The sequence below is a fragment of the Enterobacter sp. T2 genome (assembly GCF_010692925.1).
GTDB classification, from domain to species: domain Bacteria; phylum Pseudomonadota; class Gammaproteobacteria; order Enterobacterales; family Enterobacteriaceae; genus Enterobacter; species Enterobacter kobei.
Genome location: NZ_CP048736.1, coordinates 38,303 through 53,658, shown reverse-complemented (window position 1 = coordinate 53,658; position 15,356 = coordinate 38,303). Strand labels below are relative to the sequence as shown.

The 15,356-nt window shown below is 54.5% G+C and carries 14 protein-coding genes; 8 read left to right on the top strand and 6 right to left on the bottom strand.

Annotated features, from left to right (window positions below):
* Positions 1-59 precede the first annotated feature (59 nt).
* Positions 60-1,010, bottom strand: coding sequence for a LacI family DNA-binding transcriptional regulator (locus G0034_RS00260; protein ID WP_179120403.1), 951 nt, complete (start codon positions 1,008-1,010; stop codon positions 60-62).
* A 293-nt stretch (positions 1,011-1,303) separates the two neighbouring features.
* Here G0034_RS00260 and G0034_RS00255 point away from each other — a divergent pair, with 293 nt between their 5' ends.
* From G0034_RS00255 to G0034_RS00230, 6 genes are all read left to right on the top strand, one after another.
* The gene (locus G0034_RS00255; protein WP_014830072.1) at positions 1,304-1,618 is read left to right on the top strand and encodes a PTS sugar transporter subunit IIB; all 315 of its coding nucleotides are present in this window, start codon (positions 1,304-1,306) and stop codon (positions 1,616-1,618) included.
* An 11-nt stretch (positions 1,619-1,629) separates the two neighbouring features.
* Positions 1,630-2,955 (top strand): PTS sugar transporter subunit IIC, encoded by a 1,326-nt coding sequence (locus G0034_RS00250; protein ID WP_179120402.1) that lies wholly within the window; start codon positions 1,630-1,632, stop codon positions 2,953-2,955.
* A gap of 17 nt (positions 2,956-2,972) precedes the next feature.
* Entirely contained in the window at positions 2,973-4,349 is a 1,377-nt protein-coding gene (gmuD, locus tag G0034_RS00245; RefSeq protein WP_179120401.1) for a 6-phospho-beta-glucosidase GmuD, read from the top strand.
* 5 nt (positions 4,350-4,354) lie between these two features.
* Positions 4,355-4,657: a PTS lactose/cellobiose transporter subunit IIA gene (locus G0034_RS00240; protein WP_029741865.1), complete on the top strand. Its 303-nt coding sequence runs from the start codon at positions 4,355-4,357 to the stop codon at positions 4,655-4,657.
* A gap of 136 nt (positions 4,658-4,793) precedes the next feature.
* Positions 4,794-6,173, top strand: a complete 1,380-nt coding sequence (locus G0034_RS00235; RefSeq protein WP_014881942.1) for a carbohydrate porin — start codon at positions 4,794-4,796, stop codon at positions 6,171-6,173.
* Between the two features lie 153 nt (positions 6,174-6,326).
* Positions 6,327-7,232, top strand: coding sequence for an EamA family transporter (locus G0034_RS00230; RefSeq protein ID WP_014881941.1), 906 nt, complete (start codon positions 6,327-6,329; stop codon positions 7,230-7,232).
* A gap of 42 nt (positions 7,233-7,274) precedes the next feature.
* On the opposite strand, the gene nepI is transcribed toward G0034_RS00230, so the two are convergent.
* Positions 7,275-8,465, bottom strand: coding sequence for a purine ribonucleoside efflux pump NepI (nepI, locus tag G0034_RS00225; protein WP_032635267.1), 1,191 nt, complete (start codon positions 8,463-8,465; stop codon positions 7,275-7,277).
* A gap of 207 nt (positions 8,466-8,672) precedes the next feature.
* Between nepI and G0034_RS00220 the strand changes: the two genes are divergently transcribed.
* Positions 8,673-9,671, top strand: coding sequence for an aldo/keto reductase (locus G0034_RS00220; RefSeq protein ID WP_045281342.1), 999 nt, complete (start codon positions 8,673-8,675; stop codon positions 9,669-9,671).
* 99 nt (positions 9,672-9,770) lie between these two features.
* Here the strand turns inward: G0034_RS00220 and G0034_RS00215 are convergent, their stop codons facing one another.
* Positions 9,771-10,955, bottom strand: a complete 1,185-nt coding sequence (locus G0034_RS00215) for an MFS transporter (RefSeq protein WP_286079225.1) — start codon at positions 10,953-10,955, stop codon at positions 9,771-9,773.
* A gap of 53 nt (positions 10,956-11,008) precedes the next feature.
* Here G0034_RS00215 and G0034_RS00210 point away from each other — a divergent pair, with 53 nt between their 5' ends.
* Positions 11,009-11,989 carry an IS5-like element ISKpn26 family transposase gene (locus tag G0034_RS00210; protein WP_000019473.1) on the top strand — a complete coding sequence of 327 codons (981 nt, stop codon included), beginning with the start codon at positions 11,009-11,011 and terminating at the stop codon, positions 11,987-11,989.
* Positions 11,990-12,136: 147 nt separating this feature from the next.
* Here the strand turns inward: G0034_RS00210 and G0034_RS00205 are convergent, their stop codons facing one another.
* The 3 genes from G0034_RS00205 to uhpT form a co-directional block, all read right to left on the bottom strand.
* The gene (locus tag G0034_RS00205) at positions 12,137-12,589 is read right to left on the bottom strand and encodes a DUF1198 domain-containing protein (protein WP_032635261.1); all 453 of its coding nucleotides are present in this window, start codon (positions 12,587-12,589) and stop codon (positions 12,137-12,139) included.
* A 94-nt stretch (positions 12,590-12,683) separates the two neighbouring features.
* On the bottom strand, positions 12,684-13,703 hold the full coding sequence (locus G0034_RS00200) for an alpha/beta fold hydrolase (RefSeq protein ID WP_179120400.1): 1,020 nt from the start codon (positions 13,701-13,703) through the stop codon (positions 12,684-12,686).
* 151 nt (positions 13,704-13,854) lie between these two features.
* On the bottom strand, positions 13,855-15,246 hold the full coding sequence (uhpT, locus tag G0034_RS00195; protein ID WP_047343390.1) for a hexose-6-phosphate:phosphate antiporter UhpT: 1,392 nt from the start codon (positions 15,244-15,246) through the stop codon (positions 13,855-13,857).
* Positions 15,247-15,356 lie beyond the last annotated feature (110 nt).

Below are 15,356 nucleotides of genomic sequence, written 5' to 3'. Positions count from 1 at the left end.
GCTGGAAACGTGCTTCTCGCCGGGTGGCGGCTGCGCCTTACCCGGCCTACACAACATTTTTAACGCTTACGCACATCCGGAATAATTAAATCCCCGCGCAGCACATACGAACCCAGCATCTGCGTTTTCTCCGTCAGCCAGCTCACGATACGCGCCGCCATGGCATCCATGGAATATTCAATGGCCGGGATCACCGGAATACCCGGCAGGTGCAGGGATCCAGCAAGGCTGAAGACCATAATGTCTTCCGGCACGGATTTATTAAACGCCTGCAGCTGTGGGATCACTCGCTGGGCTTCTTGCTCGTCCGCCACCAGTAATGCGTTGAAATTCAGCGTGCTGGCGTTGTTAAGCAGCTCCTGTAGCGCAACGGACGAGGAGGTCGCATCCATAAAGACGAGGTTGCGATTAAAGGGCAGAAAATTTTTCTCCAGCGCATGTTTGTAGCCGAGCAGCACCTGATCGGCAAAACCGCTGCCGTGCGGGTGGATCAGGGCAATCTGGCGACGACCCTGGCTGGTCAGGTAGTTACAGGCGGTTTCAGCGGCAAAGGCGTGATCGAACTGGATGCTATTGGAATTATCGGACTCCATACAGTCCACGAGGATGACGTTGTCCATATCCACGTCCAGCGGGAAACGCGCGCCGATGACGAGGATGTCATCACACAAACCGCAGGAGAGCTCTTCGAGCGCATTCATTACTTCGGCTTTGCTATGCGCGAAGCGCAGCAGCAGGTGTTTTTGATGCTGGCTGAGCTGTTTTTCCAGCGCGTACAAATAACCGGTGGTCTGGTTAATATTTTCCTGTGCGCAAATGACGCCGATACATCCCGTCGACTGGCTCAGCAGCGACTGGGCAATCACATTAGGCCGGTAGTTAAGCTCATCCACTGCCTTCAGAACGGCCTGACGGCTGGCTTCCTTTACGCCACGCGACCCACTCAACACTCGCGATACCGTGGCTTTAGATACCCCGGCAAGACGTGATACATCATTGATTGTCGACATCTCTTTCCCCTGACAGGCTTACCTCGCGCCTGCAAATTCCATGACCGCTTCGGCTCATATTATAGCCAGAACGGAGTATATCCGTTTCCGTTTTCCATGGAAACCGATTTTCCGTTTCCACTCAAAATGATGTCAAAACAGCCAAATTATGTGACTTACATCCGGTTAATTAGCCTCATAAGTAAGGGTTCTTGATGGTTGTCACACTTCTGTCTTTTATGAATGGAAACCGGTTTCCGTATAATGTCCAATCATTCCCGCAATAACTTTTTACATTTAGAGGATGGTTGTCGATGTTCAAGATTATGCTGTGCTGCTCTGCCGGGATGTCCACCAGCCTGTTGGTCAGCAAAATGGTCGATGTCGCGAAAGAACGTGGTTTGCCGGTGAAAATAGATGCGTACGGTGTTTCCGAATTTGATACGCAGTTTCCGCAATACCAGGTGGTGCTTCTCGGACCACAAGTGAAATACATGTTACAGACACTCTCAGACAAGGCGGCTACGAAAGGCATTCCGGTCCAGCCCATCGACATGATGGACTACGGCATGCAGCGTGGCGATAAAGTACTGGACTATGCTCTGTCGCTCATCGAAGCGGCACACTAAAAGGTGTTCACATGAGTTCGTTATATCAATCCATGGTCGCGGTGATTGAGCAGTCAATTACCCCGCTGGCCGCCAAACTTGGTCAGCAAAAGTATGTGATTGCTATCCGCGACGGCTTTACCGCCGCGCTGCCGTTCATGATCATCGGCTCGTTTATGCTGGTGTTCATCTTCCCGCCGTTTTCGGCGGATACTACCAATAGCTTTGCGCGCGGCTGGATGGATTTCTCCCAGACTTACCGCGAACAGCTGATGCTGCCGTTTAACCTCAGCATGGGCGTGATGACCTTCTTCATCTCGGTGGGGATTGGGGCGAGCCTGGGGCGCCAGTTTAACCTCGACCCGGTGATGTCCGGCCTGCTGGCTTTTATGGCCTTCCTGCTGGTCGCCGCGCCGTATGCCGACGGTAAAATCTCGACCCAGTATCTCTCCGGCCAGGGCATTTTTACCGCGCTGATCACCGCCATCTACGCCACCCGCGTCTATGCGTGGCTGAAGCAGAACAACGTCACCATCCGCCTGCCGAAAGAAGTACCGACCGGCGTGGCGCGTTCGTTTGAGATCCTGATCCCGGTGATGGTGGTGATCGGTACCCTGCACCCGTTGAACCTGTTCATCGAAGCGCAAACCGGCATGATTATCCCGCAGGCGATCATGCACCTGCTGGAGCCGCTGGTCTCCGCCTCCGACTCCCTGCCCGCTATTCTGCTCTCCGTGCTGCTGTGCCAGATCTTCTGGTTCGCCGGTATCCACGGCTCGCTGATTGTCACCGGCATCATGAACCCGTTCTGGATGGCGAACCTCTCGGCAAACCAGGCGGCACTGGCGGCCGGCGCGGCGCTGCCGCACGTATACCTGCAGGGCTTCTGGGATCACTACCTGCTGATTGGCGGCGTAGGCTCCACGTTACCCCTGGCGTTCCTGCTGCTGCGCAGCCGCGTTACCCATCTGCGCACCATCGGCAAAATGGGCGTGGTGCCCAGCTTCTTTAACATCAACGAACCGATTCTGTTCGGCGCGCCGATCATCATGAACCCGATGCTGTTCATTCTGTTCGTGTGCGTTCCGCTGATCAACGCCTGTCTGGCGTATGCGGCAACCAAACTCGGCTGGCTGGCGCAGGTCGTCTCGTTAACCCCGTGGACCACCCCGGCACCGATTGGCGCCTCGTGGGCGGCGAACTGGGCGCTGAGCCCGGTGGTGATGTGCCTTGTGTGTATGGTGATGTCCGCGCTGATGTATCTGCCTTTCCTGCGTGCCTATGAGCGTACGCTGATGAAAAACGAAGAGCAGAAAGCGCAGGCGACCGTCGGTGCTGCCGAAACCGCAAGCAATTAAGTCAAAGAGGAAAGGTCATGAAATACGCATTTCCCGATAACTTCTGGTGGGGCAGCGCAAGCTCCGCTCTCCAGACGGAAGGGGCAAGAGAGGGGGAAACCACGTGGGATTACTGGTTTGCCCGCGAGCCAAACCGTTTTCACAACGGCGTGGGGCCGCAGCAGACCTCCACGTTTTATCAGCACTGGAAAACGGACATTCAGCTGTTAAAGCAGCTGAACCACAACAGCTTTCGTACCTCGATTAGCTGGGCGCGCCTGATCCCTGACGGTATCGGTGAAGTGAACCCGGAAGCGGTCGATTTTTATCATCAGGTCATTGATGAGCTGAATGAACAGGGCATCACGCCGTTTATTACCCTGTTCCATTTCGACATGCCGATGGCGATGCAGGCGATCGGTGGCTGGGAAAACCGAGAAGTCGTGGACGCATACGCCCGCTATGCGCAGATTTGCTTCGAGCTGTTTGGCGATCGCGTGCTGCACTGGTTTACCTTCAACGAGCCGATCGTCCCGGTGGAAGGCGGCTATCTGTACGACTTCCACTACCCGAACGTGGTGGATTTTCGTCGGGCAGCCACCGTGGCGTATCACACCGTGCTGGCCCACGCAAAGGCGGTTCAGGCCTACCGCGCCGGTCACTACGCGGGGGAAATCGGCATCGTATTAAACCTGACGCCGTCCTATCCGCGCTCGCAAAACCCGGCGGACGTGAAGGCGGCACACATTGCGGATCTGATGTTTAACCGCAGCTTCCTCGACCCGGTCCTGCGCGGCGAATACCCGGCGGACCTGGTTGCGCTGCTGAAGGCATACGATCAGCTGCCTGCCTGTAAGCCGGAAGATAGCGCCCTGATCGCGGAAGGGAAAATCGACCTGCTCGGCGTGAACTACTATCAGCCGCGCCGCGTTAAGTGTCGTGACAGCGCGGTGAACCCGCAGGCGCCGTTTATGCCGGAGTGGTTCTTTGATAACTACGACATGCCAGGCCGTAAGATGAACCCGTACCGCGGCTGGGAAATCTACGCGCCGGGTATTTACGATATTCTGGTTAACCTGCGTGATAATTACGGCAACCCGCGCTGCTTTATTTCGGAAAACGGCATGGGTGTCGAAAATGAACAGCGCTTTATTGAAAATGGCCAGATTAACGATAAATACCGCATCGAGTTTATTTCTGAGCATTTAACGTGGCTGCATAAAGGGATTAGCGAGGGCTGCAATTGTCTTGGCTACCATATGTGGACGTTTATTGATAACTGGTCATGGTGTAATGCGTATAAAAATCGCTACGGGTTTATTCAGCTCGATGTAGAGACGCAGCAGCGCACCATTAAGAAAAGCGGAGAGTGGTTTGCCGCCACCGCCTTAAATAATCGTTTTGAACAAGAGTAATGATGATGATCGCACTAGAAGAAGCCGTAATGGAAATTATCGTCAATGCCGGACAGTCCCGCAGCCTGTGCTTTGAAGCCCTGCACGCAGCGCGTCAGGGCAACATTGACGAGGCCAAAAGTCTGCTGCGCGAAGCCGATGGCTACGCGCGCCAGGCGCACAAGATGCAAACCAAACTGATTGAGCAGGATGCTGGCGAAGGCCGCCAGCCGATGACCTTAATTATGGTTCATGCCCAGGATCATTTAATGAACTCCTTATTAGCGCGTGAATTATCCGAAGAAATTATTCATTTATATCAGAGATAGTCTATGGCGAAATAATTAATGTAATACCTCTGTACCCAAAATAGAGATCCACTTGTTCTGATGATAGCGACATACTCTGTCAGATCGGAGCGGGATGGTTATTGTCTGAATAAAATTAAACTATATTGAGATAACCATGAATACGATTAAAAAACTTCCATTAACCATGGCGGTTATCGCCGCGCTTTGCCCAATTTCTGTACTCGCACAAGAATTTACGCAGGAGCAAATCGACGCCATTGTGGCTAAAGCGGTGGACAAAGCGCTGGCCGAGCGGCAGGCCAAAATGGATGCGGCGGTCGCGAAAAAGGCAGACGTGGTGACCGAGCCGCAAAGCGCGGCGCAATCCCCGGATATGGCGATCCCATTTGGGGTGAAATTTACCGGTTACGCCCGCTACGGCGCGCACTTCCAGGCCGCCGATCAGAAATACGTAGCGGTGGACGGTTCCTACAACGGCGCCTCCGCGATTGGTCGTCTGGGTAACGAGGGCAACGGTGGGGAATTCCAGCTCTCTAAAGCCTTCAAGGGTGATAACGGCGCCATCTGGGACATCAACGTGATGATCGACCACTGGGGCGACGAAGTTAACCTGAAAAAAGCCTACGCGGGCGTGACCAACATTATGGCCTCCAACCCGAACGCCTATTTCTGGGCGGGTCGTGACTTCCATCAGCGTCCACAGCAGGGCATTAACGATTACTTCTGGATGAACCACGACGGCCAGGGTGCCGGGGTGAAGAACTTCGACATCGGCGGCGTGCAGTTTGACGTCGCTGCCGTGGCGGCGGTGGAATCCTGTAGCCCGGAAGTGATGGAGGATGAAGCCAACCCGTCGCGCATCACCTGTACCGGCGGTTCCGGCACGGGCGACAAAGGCAACTACGCCGCGACGTCAAAAATTCACGGCATGAAGCTCGGCCCGATCGACATGGAGCTGTACGCTAACTACGGCTTTGACTCCAAAGCGGTTGAAAGCGACGAGCGCCTGAACGCCTGGCAGGGCGGCGTGGTGCTGAGCCACACCAACGACAGCGGCGTGAACAAGGTGATCGCGCGTTACTCCGATAATGCGGACAACAGCGTGTTCAACAAAACCGAGGATCTGACCACGGTTTACGCCAGCTTCGAAGGGTTATACAAATTCACCCAGGCCACGCAGGTTGAGTACATCCTCGCCTTCCACGACTACGACAACAGTCGTGATAAGACCGACAACCGTAAGAACTACAACGCCATCGTGCGCCCAATGCACTGGTGGAACGACGTTCACTCCACCTGGCTCGAAGCGGGCTGGCAGCACGTTGATTATGACAACGGCGGCGATAACAAGGGCTGGAAGCTGACCCTGTCGCAGAACATGTCTATCGCCATGGGTCCGGAGTTCCGTCCAATGCTGCGCTTCTACGTGACCGGCGGCAAAGTGGATAACGAACGCACCGCCCGCGTGAATAATACCAAAGACGAAACGCTGGACGACTTCAACGTCGGCGCGATGTGGGAGGCGTGGTTCTAGCAAGGTAAACGCAAAACGGCAACGCAACGTTGCCGTTTTTAGTGTTTTCTCCCTCTCCCTGTGGGAGAGGGCTGGGGTGAGGGCATCAGGCCGCACACAACCCGGCTATATCCCATGTTATGCTACAAAAAAATCAACATAGCAGGGGAGAACATGGGTTCCACACGCAAAGGGATGTTAAACGTCCTGATCGCCGCCGTTTTATGGGGAAGTTCAGGGGTTTGCGCGCAGTACATCATGGAGAAAAGCCACATTTCTTCGCCTTATCTGACCATGGTTCGCCTGCTGTTTACCGGCGTGATCCTGCTGACGCTTTCTTTCGTTCACGGCGACAAGATTTTCTCGGTCATCAAGCATCGCAAAGATGCCCTCAGCCTGCTGTTCTTCTCTCTGGTTGGCGCGCTTACCGTGCAGCTCACCTTCCTGCTGACGATTGAAAAATCCAACGCGGCTACCGCCACCGTGCTGCAGTTTCTGTCACCGACCATTATCGTGGCCTGGTTTGCGCTGGCGCGAAAAAAGCGTCCCGGCGTGTTTGTCCTGTCAGCGATTTTTACGTCGTTGATAGGTACTTTCCTGCTGGTGACTCACGGCGACCCGACCTCGCTCTCCATCTCCCCTGCCGCGCTGTTCTTCGGTATCGCCTCGGCCTTTGCCGCCGCGTTTTACACCACGTATCCCTCAACACTTATTGCCCGCTACGGCACGCTGCCGATTGTCGGCTGGAGTATGTTGATTGCCGGGCTCATGCTGACGCCGTTCTACGCCGGACGCGGGACCACCTTTGTGATTGACGGCGGCCTGCTGCTGGCCTTCTTCTACCTGGTGGTAATCGGTACGGCGCTAACATTTAGCCTGTATCTGAAAGGCGCACAGATGATTGGCGGGCCGAAGGCAAGCATTCTGAGCTGCGCTGAGCCGCTGAGCAGCGCATTACTGTCGGTGGTTTTGCTGGGTGTGGCGTTCACCCTGCCGGACTGGCTGGGGACGCTGTTGATTGTGTCGTCGGTGGTGCTGATTTCGATGGATTCGCGTAGAAGGGTTAAGGCATCGGCGTAGCCTGATGTCCCCTCTCCCCATAGGGGAGAGGGGACATTTGGTTTACTTCGCCTTAACCTTCCCGGCCACCAGCAGCGCTGTCAGCAACATCAGCGTACCGGAAATCACCAGCGGCGACGTCAGTCCCAGATGGTCCAGTGCAACGCCGCCCACCGCCGCGCCGCAGGTGTTTGCCAGTTGGATCACGGCCACCTGAATCGACCCGGCTTTCTCCGCCTGATCGGCCAACGAGCGAGTAATCCACGTCGACCAGCCCACCGGCACCAGCGCAAAGGCAAAGCCCCAGATAACCGCAATCGCCGAGGCGACCCACTTATCGCTACCCCACAGCACCAGCACCGTGGCACTCACTGCCAGTACCAGCGGCGCGCCAGCCAGCGCCACTTTCAGGGAACGTTTCAGGAACTGGGACGACAGCGACGTACCGACAAAGCTGGCGATACCAAAGCTCAGCAACACCAGCGTCAGACCATCCACGTCAAAGCCCGCCATGGTCATATACACCGGACGGATATAGGTGAAGAAGGCAAACTGCCCGGCAAAGGCCATAAAGATGGCGGTCATCCCCGCCAGCACACCCGGGCGCTTGAGGAGGCTGAACATATTCTGTTTGTGATGCGCCGCTTCGCCCGGCAGGGACGGCAATGCCTTCCATACCCAGATAATACAGAGCACGCCCATCACCGCCGCCGCGTTGAAGACGTTACGCCAGCCGATGATCCCGCCGAGGAAGCTGCCCAACGGTGCGGCAATCACCAGCGCGATGGAGACCGCACCGAAGATGACGGACAGCGCTTTCGGCACCGTACGCGCGGGTACCAGGCGCATGGTGAGCGAGGCGGACATCGCCCAGAAACCGCCAAGACCCAGTCCCAGACAGGCGCGCCCCAGCAGCAACAGGGTGAAGTTTTCCGCGAAGGAGACCAGCAGGCAGGAGAGCGTCAGCAGGACGCTGAAAAGAATAACCACTTTGCGGCGGTCAATGGCGCCAATCACCTGCGTAATAAACAGGCTGGCGAACATCGCCACAAAGGCGGTCACGGTAACAGACTGCCCCGCCACGCCTTCGGAAATGCCGAGATCCTGCGCCATCGGCGTCAGCAGGCTGACCGGCAGAAACTCGACGGTGATCAGACAGGCAACGCAGAATGCCACGGAGAAAACCGCCGACCAGTTGGGGCGTGAAACCTCTTTGGTCTGCGGTCTGGTCGAGGGCTGGATATGTTCTGTCATGGCGTCACCTGAAGATAAAAACGTGCGGAAAAGTCGCGCAGTTTATCATCAAAAGTGTGACGAATTTAACGTTTAGACAACTTTTGTGGTTTTTAATGAGCCAGGAGGGAGATCGTCATCGACTGATACCTTTTGAGCATAACGAAAATGAAAATTCAGTATCCACATTTGAGGTGAAACAATCATAGCGTCTGAAAAGGAGAAACTATGAAAACACGTACTTTATCTCAAAATCTTACCGTCAGTGCCGTCGGCTACGGTGCCATGGGTCTGAGTGAATTTTATGGACAGACTGATGACAAAGGCTCACTGCAGGTATTGCATAACCTCATCGATCTGAACGTGACGTTTATTGATACCGCAAATTTATATGGCCGAGGTCATAATGAACGACTGATCGGCCACTTTCTTGCCGGGCTGGATAAAAGCACTCGCGAGCAGTTTAAAATTGCCACGAAATGCGGTATCGATCGCTCTCCTGACGAGTCCTATGCCCGCACTATCAATAACACACCCGACTATATTATCCGCTGCTGTAACGAATCCCTTAAGCGGCTTGGCGTTGAACGGATTGATCTCTTTTATCTTCACAGGGTCAGCAACGAAACGCCGGTCGAAGAAAGCATGGAGTGCCTGAGCACACTCGTTAAGGAAGGTAAAATTAATCACATTGGTCTTTGTGAAGTGTCGGCTTCAACGTTACAGCGAGCCCATACGGTACATCCGGTCACCGCGCTGCAAACCGAATATTCGCTGTGGACGCGTGATATTGAGGATACCGTTCTACCGGTTGTGAAAGCGTTGGGTATCGGCCTGGTCCCTTACTCTCCTCTTGGCAGAGGCTTCCTGACAGGCAAATACCTCAGCAACGACGATTTTGCAGACGGTGATTTCCGCAAGAATAATGCGCGTTTTATTCAGTCCAGTCTGGATCATAATCGCCAGTTGCTCGATGCAATTACCCCGCTTGCACAGAAATACGATTGCACTACAGGGCAAATTGCTCTGGCCTGGCTGCTAGCACAATACGATAAGCTGGTTCCAATTCCTGGCACTAAGCATACCCGTTATCTGGCTGAAAACGCTCATGCGGCGGAAGTTATTCTGGAAAAAAGCGATGTTGAATCGCTGAACAACATTCATCGGAAGATAGAAATTAAAGGGGAACGATATTCGGAAGAAGGCATGAAAGGTGTGAACGCCTGATATATTCCGCTCAACAACGTAAAAAAACCGGGGAGACCCGGTTTTTTATGGCTAACAAAGTCACGTTTTTTTATTTCTCAGCAGTGCCTTGCACAGTCGTTAATTTGACTCGTACGATTTCTCCACGCGAGAATGTTTTGTCGTAAGGCTCGCAGGAATAACCGCGACAAGCAGGATGGAAAGGCCAATGGCTGTGCCCGCTACGATATAAAGGAGGGGGACCGGGAACGATGACACCATCCAGGCCCCCACTGAAGCACCGATACCGATGGCGATATTGAAAAACGAAACATAGAGTGCTGAGGCTGGAAACGTTTTATCTTCCGCCATACGTAACACCCATGTCTGAAATCCGACAAATACTCCTGATACCGCAACGCCCCAGATAACCATGGCAGTGAAAATGAGCGCGACAGAGAGTGAGGAACCTGACCGTCCGAGGAAGATCAGCACCGCACAGATAAGCAGCACGGATAAAGCTACCGTCATCTTTAGATATTTATCAATCAACACGCCGGTCAGGAAATTACCGGCCAGACCCGCGATGCCGTAAACTAAAAGCACAGCCGGAACAAAAGCAGCGGAGAGTAAACTCTGCATGTGTAACCAAGGCTCAATGTAGGTAAATGCGGCAAAGTGGGCGGTAACGGCAAGCAGCGTGGCAAAGTAAATTTTCCACAGCGTGGACGATTTCAGCACTCTTTTGAGAGCATCAATACCCATCGCGCTTTTATTGTTTATTTGCGGGACAAGAACAGTAATGCCCACAAAGGCCACGACGCTGAGTGCTGCCATCAGCCAGAATGCCTGCCTCCAGCCCAAATGAATGCCAATATAATTTGAAACCGGTACACCAAACACGCTTGCCGCAGAAACACCGCCAAATACGATTGATGTTGCCGTACCGATATAACGGGCAGGAACAATGGCTACTGCAGTCGCTCCAATCATTGCCCAGAATGCACCATGCGCAAGTGCACCCAATACGCGCGCACTCAGTAGAGCACCGTAAGTGCTTACCGTGGCGGCCAAAATATTGGATATCATAAGAACGACGGTGAGTACCAACAAAAGACGCTTTTTCGCCACATTTCCCAGGAACACGGAGGCAAACAATGCGCTTAATGCCCCTACCCACGCATAAAGAGACACGGTCATGCCAACCGCGGATTCCGAAGAATGGAGCCCCTCTGCAATAGGAGTTAATAACCCTACAGGCGCAAGTTCAGTGGTAACGATGGTGAATGTTGAAATTGCCAGAATAACTAAGGAAGGTGCGAACAAGTTCCTGATATGAGATCATCATATTCATCCGGAGCGCATCCCAGAGGGACATCATGAGCCATCAACTCACCTTCGCCGATAGTGAATTCAGCACTAAGCGCCGTCAGACCCGAAAAGAGATTTTCCTCTCCCGCATGGAGCAGATTCTGCCATGGCAAAACATGGTGGAAGTCATCGAGCCGTTTTATCCCAAGGCGGGCAATGGCCGACGGCCCTATCCGCTGGAGACCATGCTGCGTATTCACTGCATGCAGCATTGGTACAACCTGAGCGACGGTGCCATGGAAGATGCCCTGTACGAAATCGCCTCCATGCGCCTGTTTGCCCGATTATCCCTGGATAGCGCCCTGCCGGATCGCACCACCATCATGAATTTCCGCCACCTGCTCGAGCAGCATCAACTGGCCCGTCAATTGTTCAAGACCATCAATCGCTGGCTGGCCGAAGCAGGCGTCATGATGACCCAAGGCACTTTGGTGGATGCCACCATCATTGAGGCACCCAGCTCTACCAAGAACAAAGAGCAGCAACGCGATCCGGAGATGCATCAGACCAAGAAAGGCAATCAGTGGCACTTTGGCATGAAGGCCCACATTGGTGTCGATGCCAAGAGTGGCCTGACCCACAGCCTAGTCACCACCGCGGCCAACGAGCATGACCTCAATCAGCTGGGTAATCTGCTTCATGGAGAGGAGCAATTTGTCTCAGCCGATGCCGGCTACCAAGGAGCGCCACAGCGCGAGGAGCTGGCCGAGGTGGATGTGGACTGGCTGATCGCCGAGCGTCCCGGCAAGGTAAAAACCTTGAAGCAGCATCCGCGCAAGAACAAAACGGCCATCAACATCGAATACATGAAAGCCAGCATCCGTGCCAGGGTGGAGCACCCGTTTCGCATCATCAAGCGGCAGTTCGGCTTCGTGAAAGCCAGATACAAAGGGCTGCTGAAAAACGATAACCAACTGGCGATGTTATTCACCCTGGCCAACCTGTTTCGGGTGGACCAAATGATACGTCAGTGGGAGAGATCTCAGTAAAAACCGGAAATAACGCCAGAAATGGTGGAAAAAATAGCCTAAATAGGCTGATTCGATGTGTTTGCGGGAAAAAAATCGGCCCAGATCCGCGAAATTTTAATCAGCGAGTCAGCTTGGGAAGAAATGACCTGCTTATTCGCACCTTCCTTAATGCAGATAAAACACACCTTCTTCCGGCAGAAATAGCTGGTTATAGCGCAGCTGGAAGGCGTTCAGCTCCAGCGGATCGGGCTCCATTTCGCGCATAAAGCCAAGTGCCAAACGAATTTGCGCATCGGTAATGGGTGCGGCAAGGCGGGCTTTACGCAGCATACGGTGCCAGGTATGCAGATTCTCTTCGCTACCGTCGACAATACAGACCTGCCAGATGAGCAGCACCTGCGCGGCGTTTTGCAGATGCGCCTCGTCAGGCCGCTCAAGGTAGCGGATAAATTCATTGCCCGGTGTTTTACCGAACTGGTCAATCATCGACTCGATCGGCATCGGGGTAATCCCCAGCCGTTCGCTTAAACGTTTGATGGCGCGGCGGGAATCTGAGGTCAGGACACGAAATCCCACCACAAACACCACGGCAAGCGTTGCCAGCATTATCCAGACCATGCGTTCTCCTCAGACTAGCCGCTTATCATAGCGGGAAACGCAAGGCCTCAACAGCGGGCAAAACGCTATTAGTGCAGTGAAAAGAGGTGGAAAATCATTCTGAAAGCGGATCGCCGCGCTGAAGCCCCTTCAGCAGTGCCTCGTGGAAGCGCGCAGGATCCTGCATCTGCGGCGCATGACCCATATCGTTAAATTCCACCAGCGTCGCGTGCGGAATGCGTTTTGCCGTCTCTTTCCCCAGCACCGCATAGTTGCCGAGCGTCTTGCGGATCTCCGGCGGGGCGAGATCTTTCCCGATGGCGGTGTTGTCCTTCGTGCCGATCATCAATAATACCGGCATCTTCAGCTCACTAAATTCGTAGATCACCGGCTGGGTGTAGATCATGTCGTAGAGCAGCGCCGAGTTCCAGGCCACGCGCGCTTTGCCCGGCCCGTTGTTCAGCCCGGCGAGCATGGTCACCCAACGCTCGTATTCCGGCTTCCACTCCCCAGCGTAGTAGGTGTTTTTCTCGTACTGACGAATACCGTCGGCACTGACTTTCAGTTCGCGCTGGTACCACTGGTCGACGGTAATATGCGGCACACCGCGCGCTTTCCAGTCTTCCAGCCCAATCGGATTGACCATCACCAACTGTTCCACCTGCTGCGGCCACATTAGCGCGTAGCGCGTCGCCAGCATGCCGCCGGTCGAATGCCCGATAACCGTCACGCGATCGACGCCAAGCGATGTGAGCAGCGCATGGGTATTGTCCGCCAGCTGCTGGAAGGTGTACTGATACCGCTCCGGCTTGGTGGATTTACAGAAACCAATCTGGTCGGGTGCGATCACGCGATACCCGCTGGCCGACAGCGCTCGGATCGTGCCGTCCCAGGTTCCAGCGCAGAAGTTTTTGCCATGCATCAATACCACGGTGCGACCGTTGGGTTTTTCCGGCTTAACGTCCAGATAAGCCATATCCAGAGACTGGTTTTGCGAGGTAAAGGTAAAGTGTTTTACCGGCCAGCCGTAATCGAAACCTTCCAGCTTCTCGCCGTAGGAAGGGGTATCCGCGGCCATTGCGGGTGACGCCAGCGCCATCAGCAGCGCAAGGCAGGATAATCGTCGGGTTAACATGCGGGCTCTCCGTTCTAAGGCTGCACAAAAGGCGGCAGCAAAAATACTGTAGAGCATACAGGGGAGGGAGAGTGTAAAGCGGGGTAAAGGCAGGACGTACAAAACAAAAAAGCCCGGCAAAACGCACCGGGCAAAGAAGTTACCTGCACACTCAGGCTGTTTTCAATTTCTGCACTCGCCTTTCGCGACGAATTTTACGTTCTTCCAGCACCGCAACCATCGCCATCAGGACGATACAGCCAATGGCTGCCGCATCCAGCGCCGCAAAGGTGCCTGCCCAGCCGGTGAGGCCGAAAATTGGCGTACCGTCGGCAATCATCCCCAGCCCCAGCTTGGCGAAGCTGTCGCCGATCAGATAAGCGAAGGTGCCTTTAATCCCATCGGCTGCGCCGATCGCTTTTTTCGGTACAAACCCGACCGCCGCCACGCCAATCAGCAGCTGTGGACCAAATACCAGGAAGCCGAGCGCAAACAGGGAAGCCAGGTAAACATACTGGTTGCTGGCGTGCTGGTAGATGCCGAGCGTGGCGATAATCAGCGCCAGCGCGACGCAGGCCACCAGCGCGCGGCGGCCATTGGCGAGATCCGAGAGCCAGCCCCACAGCAGCGTGCCGACCAGCGCGCCCACTTCAAACAGGGTGAAGCCCTGAATCGCGACTTCTTTAGAAAGCTTCAGCTCCTGGAAGGCATACACCGTCGACCACTGGTCGATGCCGATACGCACCACGTACAGGAAGATGTTTGAGAAGCAGAGCAGCCAGATCACTTTGTTTTTCAGCACGTACTCAACAAAGATCTGCCATTTGGTCATCTCGTTTTCTTCGGTCTCTTTGTCCTCTTCGCTGATCTCCTCGCCGAACAGCTCTTCGGCTTTGCCGAGGCCGTAAGATTCCGGGGAATCGCTGCCGAAGCGCAGGCCGATAAAGCCGACAATCAGGGCGATAATCGACGGGAAGATAAACATGCCGATCACGTGGCCATCGAACAGATAGTTCGCGCCGAACAGCGCCACGCCTGCCGCGCCCGCACCGCCGAGGTTATGCGAGATGTTCCACATGCCGAGGTACGAACCACGCTTGCGGCGCGGGGTCCATTTGGTGATGGTGGAGTAGCTGCACGATCCGCCGGTACTCTGAAAGAAACCACTCAGGGCATAGAAAGCGATCATCAGGAACAGGCTCACGGAGCCTGCGCCCATGCTGGCGCTGAAGCCGAGCATACAGATGGCGGAGAGAATCAGCATAAACGGCAGGAACTGCTTGGTATTTTTACCGTCCGCATAGTAGGAAACCACCGTTTTCCCCACCCCGTAGGTGATGGAGAATCCCAGGCCAATCATCCCCAGCTGCGTCATGCTCAGCCCGTAGGTCGAGATCATGTCGTTCTGCGCGATGTTAAAGTTTTTGCGGATCAGGTACATGGTCAGGTAGCCGATGAAGACCACCAGATACGATTGCATGAACGGTTTGAACCACATTTTGCGCCGCACGTCGAGCGGCAGATCCAGGGTCGGTTTGCGCACCTGATTGAGGAAGGCCAGCATGGTTTGCTCCTGAGCTGATTTTTACCTGCGAATGGCAGGCATTGTAAAAATCAGCCGGGAGAGATGCCTGAGACAGCGTCCAGGTAAAACCGGGAAAATTTCTTAGTTTT

Excerpts from the sequence above, each read along its gene's own strand:
- G0034_RS00260 (WP_179120403.1), bottom strand. The coding sequence starts at position 1,010 with ATGTCGACAATCAATGATGTATCACGTCTTGCCGGGGTATCTAAAGCC.
- G0034_RS00255 (WP_014830072.1), top strand. The coding sequence starts at position 1,304 with ATGTTCAAGATTATGCTGTGCTGCTCTGCCGGGATGTCCACCAGCCTG.
- G0034_RS00250 (WP_179120402.1), top strand. The coding sequence starts at position 1,630 with ATGAGTTCGTTATATCAATCCATGGTCGCGGTGATTGAGCAGTCAATT.
- gmuD (WP_179120401.1), top strand. The coding sequence starts at position 2,973 with ATGAAATACGCATTTCCCGATAACTTCTGGTGGGGCAGCGCAAGCTCC.
- G0034_RS00240 (WP_029741865.1), top strand. The coding sequence starts at position 4,355 with ATGATCGCACTAGAAGAAGCCGTAATGGAAATTATCGTCAATGCCGGA.
- G0034_RS00235 (WP_014881942.1), top strand. The coding sequence starts at position 4,794 with ATGAATACGATTAAAAAACTTCCATTAACCATGGCGGTTATCGCCGCG.
- G0034_RS00230 (WP_014881941.1), top strand. The coding sequence starts at position 6,327 with ATGGGTTCCACACGCAAAGGGATGTTAAACGTCCTGATCGCCGCCGTT.
- nepI (WP_032635267.1), bottom strand. The coding sequence starts at position 8,465 with ATGACAGAACATATCCAGCCCTCGACCAGACCGCAGACCAAAGAGGTT.
- G0034_RS00220 (WP_045281342.1), top strand. The coding sequence starts at position 8,673 with ATGAAAACACGTACTTTATCTCAAAATCTTACCGTCAGTGCCGTCGGC.
- G0034_RS00210 (WP_000019473.1), top strand. The coding sequence starts at position 11,009 with ATGAGCCATCAACTCACCTTCGCCGATAGTGAATTCAGCACTAAGCGC.
- G0034_RS00205 (WP_032635261.1), bottom strand. The coding sequence starts at position 12,589 with ATGGTCTGGATAATGCTGGCAACGCTTGCCGTGGTGTTTGTGGTGGGA.
- G0034_RS00200 (WP_179120400.1), bottom strand. The coding sequence starts at position 13,703 with ATGTTAACCCGACGATTATCCTGCCTTGCGCTGCTGATGGCGCTGGCG.
- uhpT (WP_047343390.1), bottom strand. The coding sequence starts at position 15,246 with ATGCTGGCCTTCCTCAATCAGGTGCGCAAACCGACCCTGGATCTGCCG.